General features: G+C 73.5%; 15 protein-coding genes. 10 read left to right on the top strand and 5 right to left on the bottom strand.

Going from position 1 to position 14,802, the window contains the following annotated elements; genetic code table 11:
• Positions 1 to 61: 61 nt before the first annotated feature.
• The gene (locus C4J65_RS00530; RefSeq protein ID WP_115740551.1) at positions 62 to 1,153 is read right to left on the bottom strand and encodes a glycoside hydrolase family 172 protein; all 1,092 of its coding nucleotides are present in this window, start codon (positions 1,151 to 1,153) and stop codon (positions 62 to 64) included.
• Between the two features lie 284 nt (positions 1,154 to 1,437).
• On the opposite strand from C4J65_RS00530, the gene C4J65_RS00525 reads away from it, so the two are divergent.
• From C4J65_RS00525 to C4J65_RS00510, 4 genes are all read left to right on the top strand, one after another.
• Positions 1,438 to 2,916, top strand: coding sequence for an FGGY-family carbohydrate kinase (locus C4J65_RS00525; RefSeq protein ID WP_115740550.1), 1,479 nt, complete (start codon positions 1,438 to 1,440; stop codon positions 2,914 to 2,916).
• A gap of 62 nt (positions 2,917 to 2,978) precedes the next feature.
• The gene (locus tag C4J65_RS00520) at positions 2,979 to 4,613 is read left to right on the top strand and encodes a fucose isomerase (protein WP_115740549.1); all 1,635 of its coding nucleotides are present in this window, start codon (positions 2,979 to 2,981) and stop codon (positions 4,611 to 4,613) included.
• A 71-nt stretch (positions 4,614 to 4,684) separates the two neighbouring features.
• Positions 4,685 to 5,686: an NADPH:quinone reductase gene (locus C4J65_RS00515; protein WP_115740548.1), complete on the top strand. Its 1,002-nt coding sequence runs from the start codon at positions 4,685 to 4,687 to the stop codon at positions 5,684 to 5,686.
• A gap of 86 nt (positions 5,687 to 5,772) precedes the next feature.
• Complete coding sequence (locus C4J65_RS00510; RefSeq protein ID WP_115740547.1) at positions 5,773 to 6,225, top strand: VOC family protein; 453 nt, start codon at positions 5,773 to 5,775, stop codon at positions 6,223 to 6,225.
• A gap of 28 nt (positions 6,226 to 6,253) precedes the next feature.
• Here the strand turns inward: C4J65_RS00510 and C4J65_RS00505 are convergent, their stop codons facing one another.
• Positions 6,254 to 7,054, bottom strand: coding sequence for a thioesterase family protein (locus tag C4J65_RS00505; protein ID WP_115740546.1), 801 nt, complete (start codon positions 7,052 to 7,054; stop codon positions 6,254 to 6,256).
• Positions 7,055 to 7,241: 187 nt separating this feature from the next.
• Here C4J65_RS00505 and C4J65_RS00500 point away from each other — a divergent pair, with 187 nt between their 5' ends.
• From C4J65_RS00500 to C4J65_RS00490, 3 genes are read left to right on the top strand one after another with little or no spacing between them, the layout of a single operon-like run.
• Positions 7,242 to 7,469, top strand: a complete 228-nt coding sequence (locus tag C4J65_RS00500) for a DUF2945 domain-containing protein (RefSeq protein ID WP_115740545.1) — start codon at positions 7,242 to 7,244, stop codon at positions 7,467 to 7,469.
• 6 nt (positions 7,470 to 7,475) lie between these two features.
• Positions 7,476 to 7,817: a DUF3140 domain-containing protein gene (locus C4J65_RS00495; RefSeq protein WP_115740544.1), complete on the top strand. Its 342-nt coding sequence runs from the start codon at positions 7,476 to 7,478 to the stop codon at positions 7,815 to 7,817.
• Positions 7,810 to 8,244, top strand: coding sequence for a hypothetical protein (locus tag C4J65_RS00490; protein WP_115740543.1), 435 nt, complete (start codon positions 7,810 to 7,812; stop codon positions 8,242 to 8,244). Before C4J65_RS00495 ends, C4J65_RS00490 begins: the two co-directional genes overlap by 8 nt.
• Before the next feature lie 27 nt (positions 8,245 to 8,271).
• Here C4J65_RS00490 and C4J65_RS00485 read toward each other — a convergent pair whose 3' ends face one another.
• Positions 8,272 to 9,648, bottom strand: a complete 1,377-nt coding sequence (locus C4J65_RS00485; RefSeq protein ID WP_115740542.1) for a deoxyribodipyrimidine photo-lyase — start codon at positions 9,646 to 9,648, stop codon at positions 8,272 to 8,274.
• Between the two features lie 311 nt (positions 9,649 to 9,959).
• On the opposite strand from C4J65_RS00485, the gene C4J65_RS00480 reads away from it, so the two are divergent.
• Both C4J65_RS00480 and C4J65_RS00475 read left to right on the top strand, forming a co-directional pair.
• Complete coding sequence (locus C4J65_RS00480; RefSeq protein ID WP_115740541.1) at positions 9,960 to 10,466, top strand: MarR family winged helix-turn-helix transcriptional regulator; 507 nt, start codon at positions 9,960 to 9,962, stop codon at positions 10,464 to 10,466.
• Between the two features lie 143 nt (positions 10,467 to 10,609).
• Complete coding sequence (locus C4J65_RS00475; RefSeq protein WP_115740540.1) at positions 10,610 to 12,727, top strand: MMPL family transporter; 2,118 nt, start codon at positions 10,610 to 10,612, stop codon at positions 12,725 to 12,727.
• A 13-nt stretch (positions 12,728 to 12,740) separates the two neighbouring features.
• Here the strand turns inward: C4J65_RS00475 and C4J65_RS00470 are convergent, their stop codons facing one another.
• Together C4J65_RS00470 and C4J65_RS35965 are read right to left on the bottom strand one after the other, a co-directional pair.
• A complete protein-coding gene (locus tag C4J65_RS00470) occupies positions 12,741 to 13,166 on the bottom strand; it encodes a PPOX class F420-dependent oxidoreductase (RefSeq protein ID WP_115740539.1) in 426 nt (141 codons plus the stop codon).
• Between the two features lie 124 nt (positions 13,167 to 13,290).
• Positions 13,291 to 13,509, bottom strand: a complete 219-nt coding sequence (locus C4J65_RS35965) for a hypothetical protein (protein ID WP_162832938.1) — start codon at positions 13,507 to 13,509, stop codon at positions 13,291 to 13,293.
• Between the two features lie 142 nt (positions 13,510 to 13,651).
• Between C4J65_RS35965 and C4J65_RS00460 the strand changes: the two genes are divergently transcribed.
• Positions 13,652 to 14,671, top strand: a complete 1,020-nt coding sequence (locus tag C4J65_RS00460; protein ID WP_115740537.1) for a mechanosensitive ion channel family protein — start codon at positions 13,652 to 13,654, stop codon at positions 14,669 to 14,671.
• The last annotated feature ends 131 nt before the right edge of the window (positions 14,672 to 14,802 follow it).

The following is a 14,802-nucleotide window of genomic DNA, read 5'->3' as shown; positions in this document are numbered from 1 at the left end:
TCGGAGTGGGATGGAGACGGAGGTGGGACGCTGTGGGGGCGTGGGGAGGGGACGTGCCCGGTCAGTCGACCTCGAGCGTGAGCAGGTCCGGAGTGGCCGGACGGGACACGCAGGCGGGTGCGTCCAGGTAGAACAGCGAGGTGCTCGCGATGTCGTCGCTGGTGGGCCGGTAGCGGTGCGGCAGCCCGTTGCCCTGGCCCGGGCCGATGCCGAGGCTCTGCACGGTGACGCTCAGGTCCTCGGCGAAGCGTACGGGGTCCAGGACGTGCCAGCGGTACATCCCGAACCGCTGCTGGCTGCGGTACAGCCCGTCCGGGCGCAGGATCTGGTTCAGACCGAGGTACGGGGTGGTGTACGCGGTGTAGCCCTGCCCGGGGACGTCGAAGTTCCAGGCGCCGCCGAAGTAGTCCTCGGTGCCGGTGCCGCAGATCGTCGGGTACTCGTCGTCGCCGTCGAGGTAGAACTTCAGCTCGCCCTCGCCCCACCAGCCGGGGCTGTTGACGCCCCACGCCAGGTACGTGCCCACATAGCTGCCGGCGCCGGTGACGCCGTCGAGCAGGGTGTGCACCTCGCCGAACGGCACGGGGTGGCTGCGGCGCCACTGGGCGTGGAAGTAGGAGGCGTCCTCCTCGACCTCGTCCAGTTCGTAGTCCACCTGGTAGTACAGCGTGACCTTCTCGGCGGTCAGGTTCTCCAGGGTGATGCGCGCCTTGCGGCGGAAGGGCATCGGCCAGTACGCGTTGAAGCCGCCGTTGGGGTTGGCCGCGACGGGCACGGAGGAGACCTGGCTGAAGACGTTCCAGCCGTTGCAGAAGAAGTCGCCGAGCGGGACCTCGACGGCCGGGGTGTCCTCCCCCTCCCAGTACATCCGCAGCAGGGTGCCGCGCCAGGCGCCGTGCGGGTCGGTGGTGCACCACAGGTGACGGATGGTGCCGGGGCCCTCGATGTCCGCGAGCACCGCCGTCTCGCCGGCGGCGATGTCGATGCTGGGGGAGATCTTCCAGCCCGGTCCGAGGCGGCTCGCCGCCACGGCTCCGGTGCCCTCCGTGGCCCGGCCGCCGCCGGCCCTGGCGCCGGTGAAGTTCTCGGCGCTGATGGAGCGGCTGACGGCGCGCGTCCTGCGGGAGATGCCGTCGAGTCCAAAGGTCGTCATCGTGTCTTGCCCTCAAGGTGGAGTTGCGGAGCGCGCCGTGGGCCCGAGGGGGCGTCGTGGGCGCGGGGAGGACGGTACGCCGTCTTCGTGACGTCGTGCCGTTCCTGCATCCCTGAAATCCATTTCACCGAAACGTAGAGCGGCCTCCAAGGGGTGTCAAGAGGTGAGACGCCTGCGCGTTCCCGCGTAGCATCCACCCCCTTTTGACCCGGCATTCTGCGGACAAGTCGCGTCATGTGTGCGCTCCCTTGACGCTGAAATCGATTTCTGCGAACGTGCTCGCCATGCCTCGCAACGCAGTCATCGGTGTGGACATCGGCACCTCGAGCAGCAAGGGCGTACTCGTCGGCCTCGACGGCACCCTGATCCGCTCGGCCGTACGGGAACACACCCCCGCCAGGCCGGGTCCCGGCCGCTTCGAGATGGACGCCGCCGTCTGGTGGGACGAGTTCACCGCCCTCGCCCGCGAACTGGCCGCCCCCGGCGACGTCACCGTGACCGCCGTCGGCGTCAGCGGCATGGGCCCCTGCGTCCTGCTGACCGACGAGCACGACACACCGCTGCGCCCCGCGATCCTCTACGGCGTGGACACCCGCTCGGTCCGCCAGATCGAGCGGATCGAGGCACGGCTCGGCGCCGACGAGATCATCCGCCGGGGCGGTTCCGCCCTCACCACCCAGGCGGCCGGGCCCAAGATCGCCTGGGTCGCCGACGAGGAACCGGAGCGCTACGCCCGCGCCCGCCGCCTCTACATGCCCAGCTCCTGGCTGGTCCGCAGGCTCACCGGTGCCTACGTCCTTGACCACCACTCGGCCAGCCAGTGCACACCGCTCTACGACACCCACGCCCGCCAGTGGCACGCCCCCTGGGCCGCCGAGGTCGCCCCCGGCATCGAACTGCCGCCGCTGCGCTGGTCCGGCGAGGCCGCGGGCACCCTCACCCCGGACGCCGCCCGGGACACCGGCCTGCCCGCCGGCATCCCGGTCACCACCGGCACGATCGACGCCTGGGCGGAGGCCCTGAGTGTGGGCGCCCAGCACACCGGCGACCTGATGCTGATGTATGGCACCACCATGTTCCTCGTCCACACCGTCCCCGAGCCCCTCACCAGCGAGTCCCTGTGGGGTACGGTCGGCGCCCTGCCCGGCACCCGCAACCTGGCCGGCGGCATGGCCACCTCCGGGGCGGTCACCAACTGGCTGCGGGACCTGTTCGCCGACGGCGACCACACCGTCCTGACCCGGCAGGCGGCCGAGTCCGGACCCGGCGCCAACGGCCTGCTGATGCTGCCGTACTTCTCCGGTGAACGCACACCGGTCATGGACCCGGACGCCCGCGGCGTGATCGCCGGCCTGACGCTCTCCCACACCCGCGGCGACCTCTACCGGGCGGCCCTGGAGGCCACCGGCTTCGGCGTCCGGCACAACATCGAGGTGATCGAGGCGGCCGGCGGCGACATCCGCCGCGTGGTCGCCGTCGGCGGCGGCACGCAGGGCGACCTGTGGACGCAGATCGTCTCCGACATCACCGGCCGCCCGCAGGAACTGCGCACCACCACCATCGGCGCGAGTTACGGCGGCGCGCTGCTGGCCGCCGGGCTCGTCCAGGACGTCTCCGTCGACGACTGGAACCCGGTGCGCGCCACGGTGGCACCGCGCCCCGAACACGCCCGGCGCTACGACGACCTCTACGCCCTCTACCGGCGCCTCTACCCGGACACCTCGGACGTCGTCCACACCCTGGCGACCTTCCAGGACCGCTGACCGACCGACCCGCTCGACCCCGCCGGCCCCCACCGGCCGGACGCACAACCTACGGAGACCGCATGACCGCGTACACCCTGCCCGTACTCCACGAGCCGCCGGCCGCCGAGCCGGCCACCGTATACACCGTGACCAGCGGCGATCTCCGCCCGGCCGCCAACACCACCTGCTGGCCCACCCAGGAGAAGCTGGAGAAGGACCTCTCGGCCGCCCTCGCCTCCCTGGGCCGCGGGGTGCGCCGCGGCCACCCGGTCGACGAGGTCAAGGGCCACGGGTTCATCGACAGTCAGCGCGCCGGCATCGAGGTCTTCAAGAACCTGCCCAGGGACGCCCCGCTGATCGTCGTCGAGGCCGTGTGGCAGTACAGCCATCACGTCCTCGCCGGACTCCGCGACCACCGCGGACCGATCCTGGTCGTGGCCAACTGGAGCGGTGAGTACCCGGGCCTGGTCGGCCTGCTGGGCCTGGCCGGCAGCCTCACCAAGGCGGGCATCGACTACTCGGTGCTGTGGAGCCCCGACTTCACCGACGCGTGGGCGCGCGATGGCCTGCGGACCTGGCTGGAGACGGGCACCCTGACCCATGACACCAGCCACGTCCGGCCCCTGCCCCCGCTGCCGAAGGACGCCGAGACCGAACTGGGCACGGCCCTCGCCCGGCAGCTGCGCGAGGAGAAGGCGATCATCGGCGTCTTCGACGAGGGCTGCATGGGCATGTACAACGCGATCATCGACGACGAGTTCCTCAATCCTCTCGGCATCTACAAGGAACGCCTCTCGCAGAGCGCCCTGGTCGCGGAGATGAACAAGGTCGCCGACGAGGAGGCCCAGGCCGTCCGCACCTGGCTCGACGACGCCGGCATGACCTTCCACACCGGGACCGACGAGGCCACCGAACTCACCGACGCCCAACTGCTCAGCCAGTTCAGGATGTACATCGCCGCACTGCGCATCTCCGACGACTTCGGACTCGACGCGGTCGGCATCCAGTACCAGCAGGGTCTCAAGGACACCGTCCCGGCCAGCGACCTCGCCGAGGGCCTGCTGAACAACGTCCAGCGCCCGCCGGTGCGCAGCCGCGACGGCGCCCGCGAGCTGTACGCCGGCGCGCCGCTCCCGCACTTCAACGAGGTCGACGAGGGCGTCGCCGTCGACTCCCTGGTCACCAACCGCATCTGGACGGCGATGGGCCTCGACCCGGCCACCACGCTGCACGACATCCGCTGGGGCGAGGAGTACGACGGCCGCTTCGTCTGGGTCTTCGAGATCTCCGGCTCCGTCCCCGCCTCCCACCACGGCGGCTACGACAAGTCGTACAGCATGCGGCAGCCGCCGATGTTCTTCCCGCTCGGCGGCGGCACCCTCAGCGGGGTCTCCAAGCCCGGCGAGATCGTCTGGTCGCGCGTCTTCCTGATGGACGGCCGCCTCCACGTCGACCTCGGCCGCGCGAGCGCCGTCGAGCTGCCCGAGGAGGAGACCCGGCGCCGGCTGGACGCCACCAACCCGCAGTGGCCGATCATGCACGCGGTCCTGCACGGCGTCACCCGCGACCAGTTCATGGCCCGCCACCGCGCCAACCACCTCAACGTCGTCTACGCGCCCGACGCGGCCACCGCCGACCGGGCGCTGCGGGCCAAGGCCGCCCTCTTCGCCGAGCTGGGCGTCGAGGTGCACCTGTGCGGCGACGTGGCGCTGTAGTACTCCCTGCTCCCGCCCCGCTTCGGCGGCTCGCGGCTGCGCCGCCACCGGGCGGTTCGTAGCATGAGGCCATGAGCGGCACAGCCCCGGAAACGATGCGGGCGGCGTACATCGACGCCGTCGGACCGGCCGACGCCGTCCGCCAGGGAGAACTCCCCGTGCCGCCCGTGGGCCCCACGGACGTGCTCGTGCGGGTGGCGGCGGTGGCCGCCAACCCCGTGGACACCTTCGTACGGTCCGGTGCGTACGCCACACCGCTGCCGCTGCCCTTCGTCGTCGGCCGCGACCTGGTGGGCGAGGTCGCCGTGGCCGGGCCCGGCGCCGCGGGCTTCACGGCCGGGCAGCGGGTGTGGTGCAACAGTCTGGGCCACGCGGGCCGCCAGGGTTCCTTCGCCCAGTACGCGACGGTCGCCGCCGAACGCCTCTACCCGGCGCCGTCCGGCATCGACGCGGAGCACCTCGTGGCGGCCGCCCACCCGGCGGCCTCGGCCTGGCTCGCGCTGTTCCGGCACGGCCGGCTGCGGGCGGGGGAGACCGTGTACGTCGGGGGCGGCGCCGGGAACGTGGGCGGCGCCGCCGTCGCCCTGGCCGCCCGGGCCGGAGCCCGCGTGGTCGCCACGGCGCGTGCGGAGGACGCCGCGGAGGTGCGGGGCCTGGGCGCCGCCGAGGTCCTCGACCACCGCGCGCCCGACCTCGAAGCGCGCGTGCGCGGGGCCGCCCCCGACGGCTACGACGTGCACCTGGACACGTCCGGGCACGGGGTCCTCGCCGACGCCGTGGACTCGCTGGCGCCGGGCGGGCGGCTGGTCGCGATGGTGGGACTGGGCACCGGGCCGGCCGCACTGTCCGTGGGCGGGCTCTACACCAAGGACGCGAGCATCGTCGGGTTCGCGATCAGCAACGCCACGACCGCCGACCTCGCCGAGGCGGCGCGGGGCGTCGCGGGCGTCCTCGCGGACACCCCGTGGCGCCCGCGCATCGCCGACCGGCTGCCGCTGTCGATGACGGCCGAGGCCCACCGCAGGCTGGAGGCCGGCGAGGTGCGGGGGCGGCTGGTCCTCAGGCCCTCTTGATCGTCTTTCCGGCCGGCCGGGTCCGGTCCATGGTGGGCATGTCGAAGGAAACCCGAAACCCGTCACAAGAGCGTGGGGGTCCAGGAATGCGCCGTGAAGACCTGCCGGCACCGGAGTCGGGACTGCTGCTCACCCACTTCCTCACCGTGGCCGACGTGCCGCGCTCGCGAGCCTTCTACTCCGAGGTGCTCGGCGGCGAGGTCGTGCTCGCGGAGAACCCGTGCATCGTCAAGCTCGCGAACAGCTGGATCATCATGAACCCGGGCGGGGGACCGACGCCGGACAAACCCGACGTCACCCTGCGCCCGCCGGACGACCCCGGGACGGCCACGAGCTTCCTCAACATCCGGGTGGCCGACATCGAGCGCTGCCACCGTGAGTGGAGTGCGCTGGGCGCCGAGTTCCTCACCCCGCCGATCGACCGGAAGGCCGAGCTGCGGTGCTACCTGCGCGACCCCGACGGATACCTGATCGAGGTCGGCCAGGCCACCGGGCTGCTGGAGGGCATCCTCGCCGATCCGCCCGCGGGCCGGAGCTGACCCGCCCAGCGGGACCGGCAGGGCTCCCTCAGGGCTGCGGACGGACGGTCAGCAGCTGCTGGGCGTGCCCCACGGGGCCGTCCAGGTCGTGCAGCACGGTGCTGGTGACGCCCTGACCGGTGGGCCCGAAGACGACCGTGGTGTCCAGGCCGGTCCAGCGCCCCCGCGGCGCACGGTGCAGGTGCAGGGTCAGATCGACGTTCGGGAACATCCACTCCCGCGGCGACTGACGCACGGCGATGCCGTTGGCCGTGTCCACCAGCGCGACGTAGGAGGCCAGCGGGCTCGCGCTCTCCCCGGCGACCAGATCGAGGCCGGTGGAGATCCAGGCGGCGGTGCGACCCGGCCGGGGCGGGGCGAGCGGTCGTACGTCCAGGGAGGCGATGTATCCGCCGGGCCACTCGGTCTCCATCGGCCAGCGGGCCAGGGTGTCCGGCGGGGCGAGCCGGTCGGCACCGCCACCGGCGACGGCGCTCGTGTCCCCGTCGGCCAGCAGCCACGCCCTGGCCCGCGCCACCGACCGGTCCGCTATGAGCGCGGTCGCCTCGACCAGCTCGATGGTGCGTCCCGGCCGGACGGTCTCCACCCGTATCTCGCACTCGTCGAGTGCCGGGCGGCCCAGGATGTCGAAGCTGATCCGGCTCAGTGACATGCCCGCACCGGCACGACCCGCCAGATGGCGGTCCACGGCGTGGACGATCAGCCCCCCGAGCGGACTGAAGTGCTGCTCGTCCGAGCTCCACGCCCCGCCCGCGTGCCGGGTCGGCTTGTAGCGGTGCTCGTCGATCCGCTCGTAGTAGCTGTCCGGGGTCGCTGTGCTGGTGTTCAACGGGCTGCTCCTGGAACGACGGCGCTGACGAGGACGAGGACGACGGCGGGCCCGGACGGCCGGCGCCGGGGCCGCGACCAGGATAGTTCGGCGGCGAATCACTGCCCCGCCCGAGTGGGACGCCCCCGGCTGGGAACCCAGCTGGCCCGAATGCCGAGGGTGGGCGCGCAGGCGAAGGAGCACCACGATGGCGAAGGACCGCGACGACGGCGACCGCCTGAAGAAGGGCGACAAGGCCACCTGGAGCAGCCACGGCTCCCGCACCGAGGGGGAGGTGGAGAGGAGGATCACCGAGCGCGCCGAGGCGGCCGGCCGCACCGTGGACGCCTCCGCCGACGACCCGCAGTACCAGGTCCGCAGCGACAGGTCGGGCCGGTCGGCGGTGCACAAGCCGTCCGCGCCGAAGAAGAGGTGAGGCGCCATGGACGGCAACGAGCAGGACCGGACCCGGGACGCCTCTCGCGAACTGGTGAACATGACGCCGGCGGGACTGGACCGGTGGCTCGACACCGACGAGTCGCGCGACGCCGGGCACCACCAGGACGGCGGCGAGTCCGTGGGCCACGCGTCGGGACGCCGGATCGTCGAGATCCTGCACAAGAACAGGGGCGACCTCTCCGACGACGACTACGAGCACATGCGCAAGGTCGTCGGCTACGTCCGCCGTCACCTGGCCCAGCGCCCGCCGGGCGACGTCGAGGACACCCGGTGGCGGTACTCGCTGATGAACTGGGGCCACGACCCCCTGGCCCACCATGAATGACGACCCGCACCGGCGCCCCGAGGGCGTCAGCGACGAGACCGTCGAGGCCCTCGGGTCCCTGTCCAAGGCCCTGGAGACGACCGAGTGCGCCCGCGGCCACCTGTTCGCCTTCCACCAGCACACCGGCTCGGCGGACTTCGAACTCGACCGCGCCGTCGAGCTGCTGCGCGCCGCGGGGCACCCGGAGCTGGCGGAGCGGGTGCGCACCGAGATCCTGGGCCGCAACGTCATCCCCGGCCACTGGACGTTCCAGATCGTCGACGCCTACGACCGGACGTACTACCAGCCGTTCCGGGACCTGGAGCGGGATGCGGTGGCGCGCCTCGCCGAGGGCCGCCGCCACCTGTACGAGGCGGAGCTGAAGGAGGTCCGCCGGACCCGGAACCACCCGGACCACACCTCCCGCCCGGACGGCCCCCGCGGCTGACGGTCTCTCCCGCCCGCGGCCCGGGGTTCAGTCGCGTCCGCGGGCCCGCCTGAAGCGGTCCAGTCCCTCGGAGAGGTCGACGATCGGCTCCGGATAGGCGTCGTACGCGGCCCGCTCCGCCTCCGGCAGCCGCCAGGGCTCGTGCACCGAGCGGCCCGCCAGCCCCGCCAGCTCGGGCACCCAGCGCCGGACGTACGCCCCGTCGGGGTCGAACCGCCGTGCCTGTGTGGTGGGGTTGAGGACGCGGTGCGGTCGGGTGTCGGTACCGGTGCCCGCGGCCCACTGCCAGTTCAGCTGGTTGTTGGCCACGTCGCCGTCGACGAGCAGCTCCAGGAAGTGCCGGGCGCCGACCCGCCAGTCCACGTACAGCGTCTTGGTGAGGAAACTGGCGGTCAGCAGGCGGCCCCGGTTGTGCATCCACCCCTCGTGCCGCAGCTGGCGCATGGCGGCGTCCACGACCGGGTAGCCCGTGCGTCCGTCCCGCCAGGCGGCGGCGTCCGCCTCGGCGGCCGCGCCGGTGCGCCAGCGGTCGTGCCGGGTGCGGTAGTCGGCGGCCGAGGTGTGCGGGCGGGCGGCCAGCACCTGGTGGTGGAAGTCCCGCCAGGCCAGCTGCCGCACGAACGCCTCGGCTCCGGGGCCGCCCGCACGCCGGGCCCGGTGGACCAGCTCGACGGGGGAGAGGGCGCCGAGGTGCAGGTCGGGGGAGAGCCGGGAGGTGGCGTCGCCGGCCAGGTCGTCGTGGTGGTCGGCGTAGCCGTCGATGCCGCCGCGCAGCCACGCCGTCAGACGCTTCCTGGCGTCCCGTTCCCCACCGGCCGGCAGCCCCGGGGACAGTCCCGTCGGGTCCCCTCGGGCGGGCAGCGGCTCCGAGCCGACGCCGTCCGGGACCCGGACCCCGCGCGGGGCGGCCAGCGGCTCACGGACGGAACGCTCGCTCCAGCGCCGGAAGTACGGCGTGAACACCGCGAAGTGGTCGGAGGAGGCCGGGGTGACGGATCCCGGGGCCAGCACGGTGGTCACGGCGTCGTGCACGTGCAGCCGGCAGCCCCGCGCCGCGAGGGCGGACCGCAGGAGTTCCTCGCGCCGGTGCGCGTGCGCGCTGACGTCGGCCGCCAGGTGCACCTCGTCGGCCTCCGCCTCCGCGGCCACCGCGCACACCTCGTCGACCAGGTCGCCGGAGCGGACGACCAGGCGCCCGCCCCGGTCGCGCAGCCCGGAGTCCAGGTCCCGCAGACAGTCGGCGAGGAGGGCGAGCCGGTTGGGCGCGGCGAATCCGGCGGCGTCCACGGCCCGGTCGCGGACGAACAACGGCACCACGGCCTCGGAGCGGTCCAGGGCAGCACGCAGCGGCGGATGGTCGTGCAGCCGCAGATCGCGGGTGAACAGGACGACCGACGTGGCCATGGCGCGCCTCTCAGGGAGTGTCGGGCGGGCGACGGTACCGGACCGACGGGCCCCCGGCGCGGGGACGCGCTGGCCACCTCCGCGCCCGGTCGGTGCGCTCGCGCCCGCCCGGGCGCGGAGTGTCCCGTGGTGGGGCGCGCCGGCCCCGGCGGAGACCCCGGCACCCTCGCCGCTCGTCCTACCGGGTCCTTCGGCTGCCTGGCTCATCCGGCTCCGTCGCTCGCGGGTCGGCCGTCACCGTGACCCCTTCCCCCGAACGGGACGCCGTTGACGCGTCCCGGCCCGGATCGACCCTTCTATACGCTGATCACGTGGCGACAGCGAACCAGCGTGGACAGTACGCGCACGAGCGGGGGACCGGACCCGGCCCCGAGGCGAGCGACCTGCACGTCCTCGCCGTCCAGCTGAGGCGGATGAACGGCGAGATCAACCGCGTCGTGCACGGTTTCGCCGGTGCCCACACGCTGCACGCCACCGACATCCAGGCCCTCGCGGCGATCCTGGACGCGCCCGAACCCATGACGCCGGGACGGCTGCGCCGGCACCTGGGGCTGACCTCCGGCGCGGTGACGGCCTGCGTGGACCGGCTCGAGCGCGCCGGACACGTGCGCCGGGTCCGGGAGAGCGCCGACCGTCGGGTCGTCCACCTGCACTACGTGCCCGAGGCCCGCGAGGCGGCCCGACGGTACTTCCGTCCGCTGGCCGACGCCGCCGTGGCCGCCCGCGCACGGTTCGACGACGACGAGCTGGCCGTCGTGGCCCGCTTCCTGGCGGCGATGAACGAGGAGCTGGGCCACGTGGCGTCGGACGACCGCTGAGCCCGGCGCCGCCTTGACGGACGGCGGTGTGGCGCGCCGTCCGGAACTGCGACCGCACCCGAAGGTAACTCGATGATTGAGATTGTTTATGATCGAGCCGCATTTGGTGCCAGCGCCGCCCGAGATTTGGAGACCCGACACCGATGTCCACCCCCTCCCGAGCGTCCCGAGGTCCCCGACGCGCCCGATGGCTCGTCCCGGTCCTTCTCCTCCTGGTCTGGCTCGTCGTCGGCGGAGCCCTCGGCCCCTACGCCGGCAAGCTCGGCGAGGTCGCCACCAACGACCAGGCCTCCTTCCTGCCCCGAAGCGCGGAGTCCACGCGGGTCGTCGAAGCGCAGCAGGCCTTCCAGCAGGACGAGACGCTCCCCGTGATCGTCGTCTGGACCGCCGACGGCAACGGCGACGCCACGGTCACCGCGCACCAGCAGGCCGCCACCCGTTCGGTCGCGGCCCTCCAGGGCGACCCGGGGATCGTCGGATCCGCGAGCCCCGCGCTCCCCTCGGACGACGGCCGGGCACTCCAGGCCGTCGTCCAGGTCGAACCGGACCTCGGCGAACGGCTCCCGGAGGTGCTGGCGGACATCGGCGAAGCCGCCGGACAGGTCCCCGGCACCCGGGCTCAGCTCGCCGGGCCCGCGGCCTCCCGGGCCGACCTCTCCGACGCCTTCGCGGGCATCGACGGCCTGCTGCTCGCCGTCGCGCTGATCACCGTCCTGGTGATCCTGCTGCTCGTCTACCGCAGCGTGCTGCTGCCCCTGGTCATCATCCTGAGCGCGGTCTTCGCACTGGCCCTGTCGTGCGCCATCGTCTACGCCCTGGCCGACCGCGACGTCGTACGCGTCGACGGACAGGTCCAGGGCATCCTCTCCATCCTGGTCATCGGCGCCGCCACCGACTACGCGCTGCTGCTCACCGCCCGCTTCCGCGAGGAGCTCGCCCGCCGTCCGGACCGCTTCGGCGCCGTGCGCGCCGCGCTGCGCGACTCCTGGGGCGCCGTCGTCGCCAGTGCGGCCACCGTCGCGCTCGGCCTGCTGGCGCTGCTGCTCAGCGACCTGACCAACAACCGCGCGCTCGGACCCGTGGGTGCCATCGGCATCGTCTGCTCGGTGCTGAGCACGCTCACCTTCCTGCCCGCCGTCCTGGTGCTGCTCGGCAAGGTCGCCTACTGGCCGGCCAAGCCGGTGCGGACCGGCGACCCGGAGGCCGGACACCGGCTGTGGCACCGCGTCGCCGCGCTCGTGGACCGCGCTCCGCGCCGCATCTGGGCCGCCTCGCTGGCCGCGCTGCTCGCCTGCGCCGCCTTCGCGCCGACCCTGAGCTCCAAGGGCGTCCCGCTCGACGAGATCTTCGTGAACGACACGCCCTCGGTCGCCGCCCAGCAGACCCTCGCCGAGCACTTCCCCGGCGGTTCCGGCAACCCGGCCGTCGTCATCGCCGAGGCCGACCGTCTCGGCCCGGTCCTCCGGGCCGCCCGCGACACCGGCGGCGTCGCCTCGGCCGACCCGGTGACCGACTCCGGCCGCCCCGGCGCCGGTACGCCCCTGGTGGTCGACGGACGCGTACGCATCGACGCGACGCTCGAGGCGCCCGCCGACAGCGACGCCGCCAAGAGCACGGTGGTCCGGCTGCGGGCCGCCGTCCACGAGGTCGCCGGGGCGGACGCCCTCGTCGGCGGCTACACCGCCCAGCAGTACGACACCCAGCAGACCGCGGGCGAGGACCGCACACTCATCGTGCCGGTGGTCCTCGCCATCATCCTGGTCGTCCTGATCCTGCTGCTGCGCTCCCTGCTGCTGCCCGTCCTGCTGGTCGCGACCGTGGCGCTGAACTTCCTGGCCACCCTGGGCGTCTCGGCGCTCGTCTTCACCCATGTGTTCGGCTTCAGCGGCACCGACGCCTCCGTCCCGCTGTACGGCTTCGTCTTCCTGGTGGCCCTGGGCGTTGACTACAACATCTTCCTCATGTCCCGGGTACGGGAGGAAGCGCTGCGCCACGGCGTGCGCGAGGGCATCCTGCGCGGGCTGACCGCCACCGGCGGCGTGATCACCTCGGCCGGCGTGGTCCTCGCCGCCACCTTCGCCGCGCTCGGGGTGATTCCGCTGGCCTTCCTGCTGCAGATCGCCTTCATCGTGGCCTTCGGCGTCCTGCTGGACACGCTGGTGGTGCGCTCCCTGCTGGTCCCGGCGCTCGCCCGCGACATCGGCGCCGTCGCCTGGTGGCCCGGGCGGCTCGGACACCGGACCCGGGCGGGGCGGGACTGAACCGCCCCGCTCCTCACGCCTTCGGACGCCGCTCCGCGGGGCGCACCGTGCCGAGGAAGCGCCGTACGTCGATCTCGATGACGACCCGCTCCGGGTTCGCCCGGGGCTGCCGGTAGCGGGCCGCGTAGCGGGTCTCCGCGTCATGGACCGCCCCGGCGTCGTCGAGCACGGAGGCGACGCCCTCCAGCGTGGACCAGCGCCGGCCGTCCACCTGGCCCACGGCGACGACCGTCCCGGCGGTCCGCCGCACGTTGCGTGCCTTCGCGGTGTCCCGGCTCGTGATCACCCGCGCCGTGCGGGTGGCGTGGTCGTACGTCACCCCGACCGGAACCAGGTGCGGCGTGCCGTCGGCCCGCGGCGTCGACAGGAAGCACACCCGGCGCTCCTGCCAGAACCGGACGAACTCGTCGTCCGCGTCGTGCTGTTCCCCGGCGTCCATCCACTCTCCTCGGCCGTGCCACGTGTGTCCCGTGCGCACCAGCATCGCCCGGCGGGCCGGCCGGCCGTTCGGCGGGGTGCGTGCGGCGGGCCGCCACCGCTCTCCGGCACGCCGGAGAGCCGTGTCACGCGGCGTCGCGGTCGGACACCCGGCCCGCGCCGGGACCGCGCTCCGTGCCGGGACCGCGCTCCGCGCCGCTTCCGCCGCCCGGGAGGAGACGCAGATGCCGGCGCCGGGCGTGCCGGGGCGGCGCCGGATCACCGAACAGGCGGTCCTCCAGATACGTCATGGTGAACAACAGCAGACCCAGTGCGGGCAGCAGCAGGACGGCAACGATGACCACGCCGGGGACCCCTTCCACCGAGGGACGACCCCCTGCGGGTGCCCGGACGGGCGCCGGTGAAAGCCGTCATGTTCGCGCGGCGGACGGGTAGGCGGCCCCGACGACGGACAAGACACCCCCGAGGAACGGAGCAGCCGAGCCGATGTCGCACACCTCCCCGTCCGCCGCCCAGGACTCGAACCCGCGACTGGCGGGCTCGTGGTCGGACTGGATCGGCGACCACACCACCGCACTGATCGGGATACCGCTGCGCATCGCGCTCATCGTCGTGATCCTGCTCGTGCTGCGCGCGGTGGCCAAGCGGGCCATCACCCGGGTCGTCCAGCGGGTCCTGGAACCGTCGGCGGGCGAGGCCGAACGCAGCCGCCCCCGCAGGCCGTCGCGCGGCGCCGCCGTCCTGCACCGCGACCGGTCCCGGGCACGGCAGCGCCGCGAACAGCGGGCCCGCACCATCGGCTCGGTGCTCAGCAGCGCCGTCACCATCGTGCTGTTCATGGTCGGCGTGGCCATGGTGCTCGACCAGGTCGGCATCGCCCTCGGCCCGCTGCTGGCCAGCGCCGGGGTGGTCGGTCTGGCCATCGGTTTCGGTGCCCAGAGCCTGGTCGCGGACTACCTGTCCGGGCTGCTCATCATGGTCGAGGACCAGTACGGCGTCGGCGACTCGGTCGACCTCGGCGAGGCCGTCGGCGAGGTGGAGCACGTCGGCCTGCGCCTCACCCATGTCCGCGACCTCAACGGCGGCCTGTGGCACATCCGCAACGGCGAGATCCTGCGCGTCCGCAACGACAGCCAGGAATGGGCCCGGGCCGTCCTGGACGTCGCCGTGTCCCACGACGCGAACCTCGACACCGTCCACCGCGTGCTGGAGGAGACCGGCCGCGCGCTGCGCGAGGAGCCGGACTTCGCGGACGTCCTGCTGGAGGACCCCGCGGTGTGGGGCGTGCAGTCCCTGGACGCCGACGGGGTCCTGGTACGCCTCGCCGTCAAGACGGTGCCGCTCCAGCAGTGGGGCGTCACCCGCGAACTGCGCCGCCGGGTCAAGGAGGCACTGGACGAGGCGGGCGTCGAGATCCCCTTCCCGCGCCGGGCGGTGTGGGTGCGCACCGACAGCACCGACGGCACCGACAGCACCGGCGGCGACGCGGAGGCGCTCACGCGCTGACGGACCGCTGCGCCGGCGCCGGATTTGCGGTACCGGCAAAGACTTTTGGCGTCGCCGGCCCGGCCGGGGCAGCCTGCACACGGGGCGCGCCGCTCGCGCGCCTCCCACCGAGCAGACGACCCCCGCCCCAG

Origin of the sequence: Streptomyces sp. CB09001, from assembly GCF_003369795.1 — a bacterium.
Lineage (GTDB): Bacteria > Actinomycetota > Actinomycetes > Streptomycetales > Streptomycetaceae > Streptomyces.
This window is presented reverse-complemented; position numbering and strand designations above follow the sequence as displayed.

Coding starts and splice junctions, on each gene's coding strand:
- C4J65_RS00530 (WP_115740551.1), bottom strand. CDS start 1,153: ATGACGACCTTTGGACTCGACGGCATCTCCCGCAGGACGCGCGCCGTC.
- C4J65_RS00525 (WP_115740550.1), top strand. CDS start 1,438: ATGCCTCGCAACGCAGTCATCGGTGTGGACATCGGCACCTCGAGCAGC.
- C4J65_RS00520 (WP_115740549.1), top strand. CDS start 2,979: ATGACCGCGTACACCCTGCCCGTACTCCACGAGCCGCCGGCCGCCGAG.
- C4J65_RS00515 (WP_115740548.1), top strand. CDS start 4,685: ATGAGCGGCACAGCCCCGGAAACGATGCGGGCGGCGTACATCGACGCC.
- C4J65_RS00510 (WP_115740547.1), top strand. CDS start 5,773: ATGCGCCGTGAAGACCTGCCGGCACCGGAGTCGGGACTGCTGCTCACC.
- C4J65_RS00500 (WP_115740545.1), top strand. CDS start 7,242: ATGGCGAAGGACCGCGACGACGGCGACCGCCTGAAGAAGGGCGACAAG.
- C4J65_RS00495 (WP_115740544.1), top strand. CDS start 7,476: ATGGACGGCAACGAGCAGGACCGGACCCGGGACGCCTCTCGCGAACTG.
- C4J65_RS00490 (WP_115740543.1), top strand. CDS start 7,810: ATGAATGACGACCCGCACCGGCGCCCCGAGGGCGTCAGCGACGAGACC.
- C4J65_RS00485 (WP_115740542.1), bottom strand. CDS start 9,648: ATGGCCACGTCGGTCGTCCTGTTCACCCGCGATCTGCGGCTGCACGAC.
- C4J65_RS00475 (WP_115740540.1), top strand. CDS start 10,610: ATGTCCACCCCCTCCCGAGCGTCCCGAGGTCCCCGACGCGCCCGATGG.
- C4J65_RS00470 (WP_115740539.1), bottom strand. CDS start 13,166: ATGGACGCCGGGGAACAGCACGACGCGGACGACGAGTTCGTCCGGTTC.
- C4J65_RS00460 (WP_115740537.1), top strand. CDS start 13,652: ATGTCGCACACCTCCCCGTCCGCCGCCCAGGACTCGAACCCGCGACTG.